The 12,146-nt window shown below is 54.2% G+C and carries 13 protein-coding genes; 8 read left to right on the top strand and 5 right to left on the bottom strand.

The window, feature by feature from the left end:
* Positions 1 to 21 precede the first annotated feature (21 nt).
* From ACR0NW_RS00285 to ACR0NW_RS00315, 7 genes are all read left to right on the top strand, one after another.
* On the top strand, positions 22 to 843 hold the full coding sequence (locus ACR0NW_RS00285; RefSeq protein ID WP_480449529.1) for an SDR family oxidoreductase: 822 nt from the start codon (positions 22 to 24) through the stop codon (positions 841 to 843).
* Positions 844 to 905: 62 nt separating this feature from the next.
* Entirely contained in the window at positions 906 to 1,916 is a 1,011-nt protein-coding gene (locus tag ACR0NW_RS00290) for an NAD(P)H-dependent flavin oxidoreductase (RefSeq protein WP_480449528.1), read from the top strand.
* 2 nt (positions 1,917 to 1,918) lie between these two features.
* Positions 1,919 to 2,569 carry a histidine phosphatase family protein gene (locus tag ACR0NW_RS00295; protein ID WP_480449527.1) on the top strand — a complete coding sequence of 217 codons (651 nt, stop codon included), beginning with the start codon at positions 1,919 to 1,921 and terminating at the stop codon, positions 2,567 to 2,569.
* A 9-nt stretch (positions 2,570 to 2,578) separates the two neighbouring features.
* Positions 2,579 to 3,607, top strand: coding sequence for a phosphotransferase (locus tag ACR0NW_RS00300; RefSeq protein ID WP_480449526.1), 1,029 nt, complete (start codon positions 2,579 to 2,581; stop codon positions 3,605 to 3,607).
* A gap of 19 nt (positions 3,608 to 3,626) precedes the next feature.
* On the top strand, positions 3,627 to 4,415 hold the full coding sequence (locus tag ACR0NW_RS00305) for an IclR family transcriptional regulator (protein WP_480449524.1): 789 nt from the start codon (positions 3,627 to 3,629) through the stop codon (positions 4,413 to 4,415).
* A 153-nt stretch (positions 4,416 to 4,568) separates the two neighbouring features.
* Positions 4,569 to 5,804, top strand: a complete 1,236-nt coding sequence (locus ACR0NW_RS00310; RefSeq protein ID WP_480449523.1) for a serine hydrolase domain-containing protein — start codon at positions 4,569 to 4,571, stop codon at positions 5,802 to 5,804.
* Between the two features lie 49 nt (positions 5,805 to 5,853).
* Positions 5,854 to 6,723 carry an acyl-CoA thioesterase gene (locus tag ACR0NW_RS00315; RefSeq protein ID WP_480449521.1) on the top strand — a complete coding sequence of 290 codons (870 nt, stop codon included), beginning with the start codon at positions 5,854 to 5,856 and terminating at the stop codon, positions 6,721 to 6,723.
* Here the strand turns inward: ACR0NW_RS00315 and ACR0NW_RS00320 are convergent.
* Together ACR0NW_RS00320 and ACR0NW_RS00325 are read right to left on the bottom strand one after the other, a co-directional pair.
* Positions 6,720 to 7,490 carry an SDR family oxidoreductase gene (locus tag ACR0NW_RS00320; protein ID WP_480449519.1) on the bottom strand — a complete coding sequence of 257 codons (771 nt, stop codon included), beginning with the start codon at positions 7,488 to 7,490 and terminating at the stop codon, positions 6,720 to 6,722. The genes ACR0NW_RS00315 and ACR0NW_RS00320 overlap by 4 nt on opposite strands.
* A gap of 190 nt (positions 7,491 to 7,680) precedes the next feature.
* Positions 7,681 to 8,910 carry an acyl-CoA dehydrogenase gene (locus ACR0NW_RS00325; protein WP_480449517.1) on the bottom strand — a complete coding sequence of 410 codons (1,230 nt, stop codon included), beginning with the start codon at positions 8,908 to 8,910 and terminating at the stop codon, positions 7,681 to 7,683.
* Positions 8,911 to 9,006: 96 nt separating this feature from the next.
* On the opposite strand from ACR0NW_RS00325, the gene ACR0NW_RS00330 reads away from it, so the two are divergent.
* The gene (locus ACR0NW_RS00330) at positions 9,007 to 9,918 is read left to right on the top strand and encodes a LysR family transcriptional regulator (RefSeq protein WP_480449515.1); all 912 of its coding nucleotides are present in this window, start codon (positions 9,007 to 9,009) and stop codon (positions 9,916 to 9,918) included.
* A 2-nt stretch (positions 9,919 to 9,920) separates the two neighbouring features.
* On the opposite strand, the gene phoB is transcribed toward ACR0NW_RS00330, so the two are convergent.
* From phoB to pstB, 3 genes are read right to left on the bottom strand one after another with little or no spacing between them, the layout of a single operon-like run.
* Positions 9,921 to 10,610, bottom strand: coding sequence for a phosphate regulon transcriptional regulator PhoB (gene phoB / locus ACR0NW_RS00335; protein ID WP_170655553.1), 690 nt, complete (start codon positions 10,608 to 10,610; stop codon positions 9,921 to 9,923).
* Between the two features lie 13 nt (positions 10,611 to 10,623).
* Entirely contained in the window at positions 10,624 to 11,325 is a 702-nt protein-coding gene (gene phoU / locus ACR0NW_RS00340) for a phosphate signaling complex protein PhoU (RefSeq protein WP_170655555.1), read from the bottom strand.
* A gap of 16 nt (positions 11,326 to 11,341) precedes the next feature.
* Positions 11,342 to 12,139 (bottom strand): phosphate ABC transporter ATP-binding protein PstB, encoded by a 798-nt coding sequence (pstB, locus tag ACR0NW_RS00345; RefSeq protein WP_170655557.1) that lies wholly within the window; start codon positions 12,137 to 12,139, stop codon positions 11,342 to 11,344.
* Positions 12,140 to 12,146: the final 7 nt, after the last annotated feature.

The following is a 12,146-nucleotide window of genomic DNA, read 5'->3' on the forward strand; positions in this document are numbered from 1 at the left end:
TAGAGTCAGAAGGATAATAGCATGACCATCGACGAACTTTTCTCTCTGAAAGGGAAAACTGCACTGGTGACAGGCGGAGCAACCGGAATTGGCCGAATGGCGGCCGAAGCGCTGGTTCGGGCAGGTGCTCGCGTTCTGATCGCTTCCCGTAAAGGTGAAGCATGTGAAGCTGTGGCTGCCGAACTCAATGCACTTGGTGCCTCGGGAACTGCAGAGGGATTTGCGGGCGACGTTGGCAGCAAAGAGGGCGTAGACGCCTTGGTTGAGAACGTTAAGAATAGAACGGATAGCATTGATATATTGATGAATAATGCCGGGGTAACCTGGGGTGCACCTATGGGCCAGTTTCCCTATGAGGCGTGGGAAAAAGTAATGTCCGTCAATGTCGCAGGTGTATTCGATCTGACCCAGAAACTTTTGCCGTTGCTCATGAAATCCGCGACAGTGGATGATCCGGCGCGGGTCGTGAATGTAGGTTCGGTAATGGGTGAAATCCCAATGGGGGACGGCGCGTACAGCTATTCTGCCTCAAAGGCTGCTGTAATCCACCTGAGCCGGGTCATGGCAAAAGAACTGTCACCCTATTTCGTGACCGTAAACGCTTTGGCTCCGGGACCTTTCGTTTCCAGAATGACGGCCTTTGCGACGCATGACGAAGAAAAGCGGGAAAAGGTCGGTGAAGATGTACCACTGAAACGGGTTGGCCGGGATGAGGACATTGCCGGATGCATGCTGTTTCTGTGCGGACGCGGCGGGTCATATGTTACCGGGGCGGTGATACCGGTCTCGGGGGGCATCAATGTAATGTCCGGCCACAACATATTTGAAAAAGCGCTGCAGTAGCAAAGTCTTAACTGGATGGCCAACGCGGGAGATCCCGTTGGATGCTAATTGGGGAACAAAGAATGAAAGATTTGATCTGGAACCGTAACGAAGCCCGCCTGCCGGAACAACTTCGGGGATTGCGATTGCCAATGATTGGATCGCCTCTGTTTATCATCTCGGTTCCCGACCTGGTTATCGCACAGTGCAAGGCTGGTATCATTGGGTCGTTCCCAGCCCTGAACGCCCGCGAAGCAGCCGGGGAACCGCCTTTGCTGGAGAGTTGGCTAAGGCAAATCACCGAAGAACTTGATCGTCATAATCAGGACAACCCCGACCAACCCGCCGCGCCCTTTGCGGTGAACCAGATCGTGCATCGTTCGAATGAAAGGTTGGAAAGAGATCTTGAGATTTGTACGCGATGGAAAGTCCCGGTCTGGATCACGTCACTGGGTGCACGGGTTGAGGTCAACGAGGCCGCTCACAGCTGTGGTGGCGTTGTTCTGCATGATGTGATCAATAATACGTTCGCCAGAAAAGCTATTGATAAAGGCGCCGACGGATTGATCGCCGTCGCAGCCGGGGCTGGGGGGCATGCAGGACAGCAATCCCCGTTGGCTCTGATCCGGGAAATCCGGCAATGGTTCGACGGCCCTCTGGCCTTGTCCGGAGCAATTGCAAGCGGAGAAGCGCTGTTGGCGGCACGGGCCATGGGGGCTGATTTCGGGTATGTCGGTTCGCCGTTCATCGCAACGCATGAAGCAAGCGCGCACGACGATTACAAGCGCCTGATTGTCGAAAGTGGCGCAGAGGACATCGTGTATTCGTCTTTGTTCACTGGGGTTCACGGGAATTATCTTAAGAAATCCGTAGAACGTGCGGGTATGGATCCGGAAAACCTGCCATCAGCCGATGCGAGTTCAATGAGCTTCAGTCAGGGATCTGCCAAACCCAAGGCATGGAAAGAGATTTGGGGGTCGGGGCAGGGTATCGGTGATGTAACCGAAGTTGTCAGCACTGCAGACCTGATCAATCGTATCGATCGCGAGTACAGAAATGCCGGGGCGAAACTGGCATCCGAGTTCACAGGCTAACCATGGCGGAGCTTCTGGTAATCCGGCATGCACAGGCATCATTCGGCGCAGATGACTATGATCGTCTGAGCGAATTGGGCCACAAACAATCTGCACTTGCAGGGGATGCCTTGAGGTCTTCGGGCTGGGTACCTGACAGAGTCGTCACGGGGACCCTGTTTCGTCAAAAGGAAACTGTGGCCTCGATGGGGTTTGATGTCGAAACACACGAACATTTCGGTTGGAATGAATACGATTTTCATGACCTCCTTCGTGTGAAGTTTGGCGGGGAAATTCCAGACCCGGTGCAGTATGACCGAAAGACCCATTTTCGTACCCTGCGCGAAACCCTGGCCGAGTGGCAGGCAGGGGGGCTGGAGAATGCCAAGGAAAGCTGGGTTTCCTTCAAGCGCCGGATTGAAGAAGCGCGATCTTTTTCAACGGATACCAACGCAAACCGCGTGCTCGTCGTAAGCTCTGGCGGGGCTATCGGCCAACTGGTCGCGGCAACTCTTGGGGCACCGCCGGATCAGATGATTGCCTTGAATCTGCAGGTCAAAAACACCTCGATGACAAGGTTCATATTCACGCCCAAGGCGTTCTTTTTGCATGAATTCAATGTAACTCCGCATTTTGCACCGCAGGATGTGGCCGGAATGTTGACCTATAGTTGAGGGCTGCCAATGAGCGATGTTTCAAACCACCTCGATCTGAAAGCAGTGGACAGGTATCTTCGAGAGAATCTTGAGGATTACGAAGGTCCAGTTAGCGCGACCAAGTTTGCGGTCGGACAGTCGAACCCGACTTTCCTGCTGGAAACCCCCTCAAAAAAGTACGTTCTGCGGCGTAAACCGCCGGGAGTTCTCCTCAAATCCGCGCATGCTGTGGATCGTGAGTTTCGTGTTCAGAAGGCACTGGCCAATAGCCGGGTGCCTGTACCGCGCGTGTACACATTATGTGAAGACGACGAAGTTATTGGGTCAGCCTTCTACGTTATGGAGCATCTGGACGGCCGCAACTTTGACGAACCGTCGATGAAGGGGGAAACGAATGAAACCCGCGCCGCGGTAATCGACGAAATGAACCGGATTCTGGCCGAATTGCACAACGTCGATATCGATGCGGTGGGGTTGTCGGAATATGGGCCACCGGGAAACTACTTTGAAAGACAGATAGGCCGCTGGACCAAGCAATATCGCGCGTCTGAGACTGCAAAAATCCAACAGATGGATGAACTGATCCACGCGTTGGAGGTCAACATGCCCGCCGACGACGGGCAGAGAACGCTGGTTCACGGTGACTATCGAATAGATAACATGATGTTCGAAAAAAACGGCACACGCTGCTTGGGAATTCTGGACTGGGAGTTGTCGACAATCGGCCACCCTTATGCGGATCTGGCTGCGGTTATCATGCAGTGGCAGATGCCCCCCGGAAAAGACGGGCGCGGCCTGGCTGGCATTGACAGGCAATCATTGGGCTTGCCGTCCGACCAAGAGTTCATTGCAAGTTATCGCAAGCGCCGTGGGTTACCAGAAATCGAGAACTTTGGCTTTTACCTCGCCTTCAATTTCTTTCGTATGGCGGCAATCATTCAAGGCGTTTACAAGCGTGCGCTGGACGGCAACGCGTCCAATCCGGAAAGGGCGAAGATGTTAGGTCAATATGTGCCTGTGTTTGCCCAAAACGGACTTGATGCATTGAAACGGTAACTCCAGCAGCGCGAACAAGATGGAACGAGGTTTGACACCACAAGACGAAAAAGATCGAAATTTTGTCACAGCGCTTGCGCGTGGCCTGGATATTCTGCGGTGCTTTCGATCCGGAGAGACAACTCTAACAAATCTCGATTTTTCAGACCGAACCGGATTGCCCAAGCCCACGGTTTCGCGCCTGACGCACACGTTGTGCCAGTTGGGGTATCTGGTGCAGGAACAACAAGGAGGGTCATACCGCCTGGGGATAGGGGTCCTACGCCTTGGATTTTCTGCTTTGGCCTCAATCGATGTATGCGACAGGTCTGCTGTTGCCCTAAGAGATCTGCGCGACGGACCCAATTCCTACATAACCGCCGCTCTGGGTGAGGCACATCGTTCCGACGTCATCTACGTTGCAGTAAACAGATCGCGCGAGAACGTCGCTTTGACCATGCATGTGGGGTCACGGTTGCCTTTGTTTTACTCATCCATGGGCCGTTCGATCCTTGCCGGTATGCCGGAAGCGGAGCAGGAAGCGGCCGTTTCAGCGGCATTCGATGATCTCGGCCGTTCGCAGGACGAACTTTGGGCAATAATTCGGTCCGCCGAGGAAGAATGCAGCGCCAAGGGGTACTGCACCGGTTTTGGACTGTGGCGCGAAGACGTTAACGCGATTTCCGCTCCGGTTCATTCTCTGGAGGATGGTCGAATATTCGGGCTTAATGTTGGTGGGCCCAGTTTTCACGTCTCACCCCGCCAGTTGGAGGAGGATTACGCCGAGAAACTGGTGCAGGCAGCAAGGTTTCTTGGAATGAAGCCGTAACAAGCCGCAATCCTTTCCAAAGAAAGCTCAGATTCATTTTAAAGGCAGCGTGCTGTGAAGTAGGGCAGGTCAGGATGCGTATTCCTACGTACTTCCTTCTCTGCCCACTCCGAAGGACACTCAGTTCATGCAACGTAAGGAGAGCCTGCAGGAATGGATACGTCTACACATCATGGATTCGATCAATCCAGGTTGAATCGTATCTCTTCCTGGATGCAGCAATATGTTGACGAGCGTAAATATGCCGGCAGCTCTGTCCTGATAAGCCGCTCGGGTAGCGAAGTTTATTTCAACGAGACGGGATTGCGCAGCGTGGAAAACAGCCTCCCGTTCCAGCGTGACACGCTGGTGAGAATCTATTCAATGACCAAGCCGGTGACTACGGTCGCATTGATGCTGCTGCTGGAACGTGGGCTTCTCCGGCTTGATGCTCCGCTCGCCGAGATTATTCCATCTTTCAATGAAATGTACGCCCTGATCCCCGAAGCTGTGGGAACCGATCAGGTCGAGCCGTCATCGGTGCCCACATTGCGCCAGTTGCTGACGCATACGAGCGGGCTCAGCTATTCCTTCAACCCGGGTATCCTGCCAAAGGCGATGGACGAACAGGGCCTGACGTTCAAACCCAATCAGGGTGAATTGTCGGTGATGGTTGATGCCCTGGCGGCTCTGCCACTTGCTTTTCAGCCGGGTTCGCGTTGGGAGTATTCTGTTGGTATCGACGTCATAGGGCGTGTTGTTGAAATTGTTTCTGGCAAAACACTTGAGCGCTTTTTTCAGGATGAAATTTTCGAACCTCTCGGAATGACAGAAACAGGGTTTTCTGCGCCAAAAGGGGCAGGGGACAGATTTGCGTCCCTTTATACACCGCTCGAGGGCGATGCGATGGCCCTTAATGCAGCCAAATCAGGCGATGAGACTTTGCGTTTAGTGGATCAGGCCGGGAATTCTCCTTTTGAAAATGCGGTCCTGTATTCCGGTGGTGGCGGCTTGGTCAGTACGATTGACGATTATTGTCGGTTTGCAGATATGCTTCGCAGTGGCGGTATGGGCGTGAATGGCAGGCTTTTGGAAGCTGAGACCATAAAGTTGATGATGCGCAATCATTTACCAGGCGACATTGCATCAATGGGACCGCAAAGTTTCGCTGAACAACCAATGGAAGGTATGGGATTTGGCCTTGGTGGCGCTGTTATGCTGGATCCGGTCAAAGCACGTGTAGCAGGATCTGTTGGCGATTTCAGTTGGGGTGGAATGGCCTCGACCTTTTTCTGGATTGATCCGGTACTCGATCTGACAGTGATCTTTTTTACACAGCTTTCCCCGTCCAGTTCATATCCTTCGCGCTCCGAGTTAAAAGCGCTTGTTCACGCCGCACTCATTGATTGACCTTGAGCGGGCTGATACCTGAATGCAGGGCTGAAACTAAGGACACACAATGACGGAAGCGGAACGCATTCTTCTTGACCTGCTGAACCTGGAAAGGCTCGAGGTCGATCTGTTTCGCGGCACCGGGTCCGGGGGCGAAACGCCAACACGAATATACGGAGGGCAGGTGGTTGCGCAAGCTTTGGCTGCTGCCTATCGCACCGTCGAGGATCGGCTTTGTCATTCGCTGCACGCCTATTTCATCCGCCCTGGTGATCCAAGTATACCCGTTGTTTATCAGGTAGATAGAGCGCGAGATGGAGGTTCATTTACCACTCGGCGCGTGGTTGCGATCCAGCACGGCAAGCAAATTCTGAACATGTCCGCATCGTTCCACGTACAGGATGAAGGTTGGGATTATCAACATCCCATGCCCAGTGTCAAAAAAGCCGAGCACCATCCGTCCCGAGACGAATTGCGGCAGAAGTACCTTGATCGGGTACCAGAGAATTACCGAAAGGAGTTCATGCGTGAGAGGCCGATCGAAGTACGGGAAGTCGACCCGCTGGATCTTTTTGATCCGGTTAAGGCCGACGACCGGAATCACCTTTGGTTCCGTATGGGCGCCGCCGCAGGCGCCGACCCACAAACGCAGCATATTCTGCTGGCCTACGCGTCTGATATGGCACTGCTGAGTTCCGGTATGCGACCTCACGGGTTGAGCTGGTTCAAACGCGAAGTGAACGGCGCCAGCCTGGATCACGCCATGTGGTTTCATGCGCCGATTCAATTCGAAAACTGGCACCTGTATTCGATGGACGCCCCTTGGACAGGGCAGGGGCGTAGCTTCAACCGAGGCTCCATCTACACTGAAGATGGCGTATTAGTTGCGTCAGTCGCTCAGGAAGGACTTATGCGCCGGCCTCTGAGAAAAGGTTAACTATCACCGCTAAACTGCCTGTTTAGCTTGCGCATTCCGCCGATCCACCTGTCATAATCTGACGACTTAAGGCGCATATAGTCCAATACCTGCGGGTGCGGCAAAATTAAGAAGCGTTCGTCTCGAATTGCCTCAACACAGGCTTCAGCTACGTGCTCAGGTTCCAGCATTCCATCTATTGCTGCTACGGAATCTTCGTGCCCACGGGTCATTTCAGATCGAACGGCCTGAGGGCACAACACCGAAACCCCAATTCCCTTATCGCCGTATGTCAAAGCCAGCCATTCGGCCAGACCAACCGCTGCGTGCTTGGTAACCCCATAAGGCGCTGCACCCGGTTGATTTAGCAGCCCGGCCGCCGAAGCTGTGTTCAACAGATAACCACCGCCACGGGCAATCATGCGTGGCACTACATGACGCGCAGCCCAAACATGGGACATGAGATTGATGTCCCAAATTCGGTTCCAATCTTCGTCCGGAACGTCGAGGCCACCCAGCGTCAGAATGCCCGCGTTCGAGCAGAACAAATCAATTGGCCCAATATCTTTTTCGACAGTTGTAATCAGCGCCTCGATGTTGGTTTCACTGGAAACATCGCACTTGAAAGCAACGCCACCGATTTCTTCCGCTACGACCCGCGCAGCGTCCAGATCGATATCAGCGCATACGACGCACTTGGGTTTCTCTTTGGCAAACCGCTCGGCCAGTCCTTTGCCGATACCACCGGCGGCGCCGGTAATGACCACAATCCTGTCTTTTAGTTCCATGTCCCAATCCAAATTTCCGGCATCAAACTTACGTTTCAACCGAGGATCGTAGTGATGGGATAACAAACGGCCAAGGGTGGACGCGTGGTACGTCGCGTCACCCCAATATTACCATAATACCGATTATGCGAATGATGCTAGCTACCTATGCAGACACACACATCCAACATCTCAGCCATAATCACCGCTGTTAGAAAAATGCCTGAAGCCCTGTTTGTGCGCGGCCCAGGATCAGTGCGTGAACATCGTGTGTTCCTTCGTAGGTATTAACGGTCTCAAGATTCACCATGTGCCGTATGACATTGAATTCCAACGAAATACCGTTTCCGCCATGCATGTCCCGTGACATCCGCGCGATATCCAGCGCTTTGCCACAGTTATTGCGTTTGACGATAGAAACCATTTCAGGCGCTGCGTTGGCTTCATCCAGAAGACGCCCGACGCGAAGGCTGGATTGCAATCCCAACGCAATCTCAGTCTGCATATCAGCGAGTTTTCGTTGAAACAGTTGAGTTTGCGCCAGCGGTCGATTGAACTGCTTGCGGTCCAGACCGTATTGCCGGGCTGCATGCCAACAGCATTCGGCGGCCCCCATAACTCCCCAGCTGATCCCGTACCGCGCCCGGTTCAAACATCCGAATGGACCCTTCAAACCTTGAACATGAGGTAGTAGAGCGTCTTCGCCGACCTCGACGTTATCCAGAACGATCTCGCCGGTGATCGACGCGCGCAGGCTCAGCTTGTTTTGGATCTTGGGCGCACTCAGACCCTTGGCGCCCTTCTCAAGGACAAACCCGCGGATTTTTCCGTCATGGGCATCAGACTTTGCCCAAACCACGAAAACGTCGGCGATAGGTGAATTCGAAATCCACATCTTGCTGCCAGTAAGTCGGTAGCCGCCTTCAGTTTTCTCAGCCCGTGTTTTCATTCCTGCGGGGTCCGAACCGGCGTCAGCCTCGGTTAGCCCGAAACAACCGATCCATTCGCCGCTGGCAAGTTTTGGCAGATATTTCTGCCGCTGTTCCTCGCTGCCGTAGGCGTAGATCGGGTACATAACCAATGAGCTTTGGACAGACATCATGGACCGATAACCGGAATCCACACGCTCAACTTCCCGAGCGACCAGACCGTAGGTGACATAGCCCGCGCCAATGCCGCCATATTCTTCGGGGATCGTTGTTCCCAGCAATCCCATTTCACCCATCTCGCGGAAAATCTCCGGATCGGTTTCTTCGTTCTGGAACGCTTCGGTAACGCGTGGCTGCAGCTTTTCCTGAGCATAGGCATAGGCGCTGTCTGCAACCATCCGTTCATCTTCGGTCAGCTGTTCCGATAACCGGAACGGGTCGTCCCAAGTGAATTTTCCGAGATCAGGTGCATCCTTGGCGCGGAGGGTTGGTTTTGGATCCGGGGCATTCATGGCACAACTCCACTTCATCTGTTTGGCGCACCCTACTCTGCCATTGCCTCAAGATACAGCGAGACTTTTTCACAGTTTCATGAGTAAAACGCATACATGAAAACATCACGCAGGCTTTTGCCGTCACTTTCCTCGTTACGCGCATTGGAAGCGCTGGACCGTCTTGGCTCTGCTTCAGCAGTCGCAGACGAACTTTCACTGACACAAAGCGCGATCAGCCGACAATTGCAGACGCTGGAATCTCAGCTTGATGTCGAGCTGATTAGCCGCGACAGAAAAAGACTGTCACTGACGCCGGTAGCACAGGATTACGTCAGTGAAATCCGACAGGCCCTGAATCAGATAACTCAGGCTTCTTTCAGGTTGCACGTAGCGCCCATTGGCGGAACGCTGAACCTTGCAATACTTCCGACATTTGGTATGCGCTGGCTGATGCCCCGCCTGCCCGAATTCGCGCGACTGCACCCCGACATCACAATCAACATGTCAACGCGGCTCAGGCCCTTCAGCTTTGCGTCAGAACCATTTGATGCAGCGTTGCATTTTGGCGAACCCGACTGGCCCGGAACTGATCGCCTGCTCCTAAAGATCGAACATGTTCTGCCAGTCTGCGCGCCGTCTCTTTTGCCTAATGGGACACCCAAGTCACCGAAGGATCTGCTAAAGATTCCTCTTTTGCATATTCAGACGCGCCCCAGTGCCTGGCAGGATTGGTTTCGGCAGATGGGGGTTACACATCCCTCTCCCCTGCCCGGCACTATTCATGACCAATTTTCGACGATCAGTCAGGCTGCGCTTCATGGGTTGGGCGCTGCTCTGTTGCCAAATTACCTGGTGGAACAGGAACTGGCCACCGGCAAGCTGATCGCCGCCTTTCCTGATGCGGTCGAGACGGTAGGTGCCTACTACCTGGTCTGGCCCAAAACCAAAGGCGACGATCCTTCCTTGCGGGAGTTTCGTCATTGGCTGGCGTCGCATGCGCAATCCGAAGACACATTACCGCGGTAGGATTAACCTAGCGCGTACCCAGCACCGCGTACTGTTCGAACCGGATCTGCGCCACCGTGCTGTGTCAGGGCCTTGCGCAGGCGTCCGATATGTACGTCCACGGTCCGCGTATCGACATAGATATCGCGACCCCAAACACGGTCCAACAGCTGCTCCCTGCTCCAGACACGTCCCGGTTTTTCCATGAAGGTGCTCAGCAAACGAAACTCGGTCGGGCCAAGCTTCAAGGGTTTTTCACCTCGGCTGACCTTGTGTGTTTCTGAATCCAGAACGATGTCGTCGAATTCAAGGCGAAGTCCAACAGTCGCCGGGCGGACGCGGCGCAATTGTGTCCGGACCCGCGCCATCAATTCGACAATGGAATATGGCTTCACCACATAATCGTCTGCGCCGGTCTCAAGACCACGAACCTTGTCCACTTCTTCGCTGCGCGCCGAAAGCATGATGATCGGGATCGAACGCGTATCCGGGCGGGACTTTAGCCGCCGACATACCTCGATCCCGCTGAGGTTGGGCATCATCCAGTCAAGGACGATGATATCAGGACTGTCCTCATCCACCAGCAGCAGCGCCTCGTCGCCGCTTTCTGCCTTGGATACCTGAAAACCCTCGGCTTCGAGGTTGTAGGCAAGCACCTCTCGCTGGGCCAATTCATCCTCGACAACCAGAACTGTCGGCTGATCTGCGGACATGGAACGCAGCCTCCTAGATGGTTTGCGACGTTGTGTCGGCCTTGGGCCGAGACTCTGTCGGGCGCTCGCCGGTGACAAGATATACGACCTGCTCGGCAATTGCCGTTACATGATCGCCCATACGTTCGATATTCTTGGCGATGAAATGCAGATGCATGCATGAGGAAATGTTGCGCGGGTCTTCGGCCATAAAGGTCAAAAACTCGCGGAACAGACCGTTATACATCTGGTCCACATCCTCATCTCGACCGATCACGTCAGAAGCCAACTCAGCGTCCCGCTGAATATAGGCATCCAATGCATCACGCAGCATGACTTCGACTTCACGCGCCATACGCCGCAGGGCCGAGGCGCTGCCATTAACTTCATGCGCATTGACCAGAACCGTTGTGCGCTTGGCGATGTTCTTGGCGTAGTCACCGATCCGTTCCAGATTGGCCGAAACCTTGAGCACCGAAAGCACCAGCCGCAAATCCCCGGCTGTAGGTGCACGCAAAGCGATCAGACGCGCGGTTTCTTCGTTGATCAGTTCTTCCAGCGCGTCGATGGCCTTGTCGCCCTGTCGAACGGTTTGGGCCAATTCCTCGTCACGGGTTTCCAGCGACCTGGCGGCGCCCATGATCGCTGCTTCGACCATGCCGCCCATTTTCATGATATGAGCTTGGATCGCTTCGAGATCGCGATCGAATGCAGATGCGATATGTTGTTCGGTCATTTGTAAATACCTGTCCTCAGCCGATACGGCCGGTGATGTAACTTTCGGTGCGGGGATCTTCGGGGTTGGTAAAGATCTGACCGGTCTCACCGAACTCCACGAGATTGCCCAAATGAAAGAATGCCGTTTTCTGACTGACCCGCGCGGCCTGCTGCATCGAGTGGGTCACGATCACCACCGAGTACCGCTTGCGCAGATCGTCGATCAGTTCCTCGACCTGTGCAGTCGCGATCGGATCGAGGGCCGAGCAAGGCTCGTCCATCAACAGAACCTCGGGCGCGGTTGCGACGGCGCGTGCGATGCACAGGCGCTGTTGCTGCCCCCCGGACAGACCGGTTCCGGGCGCATCCAAGCGATCTTTGACTTCGTCCCAGATGGCCCCACGGCGCAGGGATTTCTCAACGATCTCATCCAGCTCAGCCTTGTTCTTAGCTAGTCCGTGAATGCGCGGTCCGTAGGCCACATTGTCATAGATCGATTTGGGAAACGGGTTTGGTTTTTGAAACACCATGCCAACCTTGGCGCGCAGCTGCACCGGATCGACACGCTTGTCATAGATGTCTTCGCCGTCCAGCAGGATATCGCCCTTGACCCGGCAAATGTCGATTGTGTCATTCATCCGGTTCAGGCACCGAAGGAAAGTCGATTTACCGCAACCTGACGGACCGATAAAGGCGGTTACGGTCTTGTCTTCAATTTCGACATTCACGTCTTTGATGGCGTGTGTGTCGCCGTAATAGACCTGAACGTCTTTGGCGGCGATCTTGATATCACGGGATTCCACGGTTCTCTCCAGTCGAGACATATCGTTCATTTCTTTT

The sequence above is a fragment of the Ruegeria sp. CF5 genome, assembly GCF_056537325.1.

Coding starts and splice junctions, on each gene's coding strand:
- phoU (WP_170655555.1), bottom strand. CDS start 11,325: ATGACCGAACAACATATCGCATCTGCATTCGATCGCGATCTCGAAGCG.
- phoB (WP_170655553.1), bottom strand. CDS start 10,610: ATGTCCGCAGATCAGCCGACAGTTCTGGTTGTCGAGGATGAATTGGCC.
- ACR0NW_RS00285 (WP_480449529.1), top strand. CDS start 22: ATGACCATCGACGAACTTTTCTCTCTGAAAGGGAAAACTGCACTGGTG.
- ACR0NW_RS00310 (WP_480449523.1), top strand. CDS start 4,569: ATGGATACGTCTACACATCATGGATTCGATCAATCCAGGTTGAATCGT.
- ACR0NW_RS00325 (WP_480449517.1), bottom strand. CDS start 8,910: ATGAATGCCCCGGATCCAAAACCAACCCTCCGCGCCAAGGATGCACCT.
- ACR0NW_RS00295 (WP_480449527.1), top strand. CDS start 1,919: ATGGCGGAGCTTCTGGTAATCCGGCATGCACAGGCATCATTCGGCGCA.
- ACR0NW_RS00305 (WP_480449524.1), top strand. CDS start 3,627: ATGGAACGAGGTTTGACACCACAAGACGAAAAAGATCGAAATTTTGTC.
- ACR0NW_RS00315 (WP_480449521.1), top strand. CDS start 5,854: ATGACGGAAGCGGAACGCATTCTTCTTGACCTGCTGAACCTGGAAAGG.
- ACR0NW_RS00330 (WP_480449515.1), top strand. CDS start 9,007: ATGAAAACATCACGCAGGCTTTTGCCGTCACTTTCCTCGTTACGCGCA.
- ACR0NW_RS00290 (WP_480449528.1), top strand. CDS start 906: ATGAAAGATTTGATCTGGAACCGTAACGAAGCCCGCCTGCCGGAACAA.
- ACR0NW_RS00300 (WP_480449526.1), top strand. CDS start 2,579: ATGAGCGATGTTTCAAACCACCTCGATCTGAAAGCAGTGGACAGGTAT.
- ACR0NW_RS00320 (WP_480449519.1), bottom strand. CDS start 7,490: ATGGAACTAAAAGACAGGATTGTGGTCATTACCGGCGCCGCCGGTGGT.
- pstB (WP_170655557.1), bottom strand. CDS start 12,139: ATGAACGATATGTCTCGACTGGAGAGAACCGTGGAATCCCGTGATATC.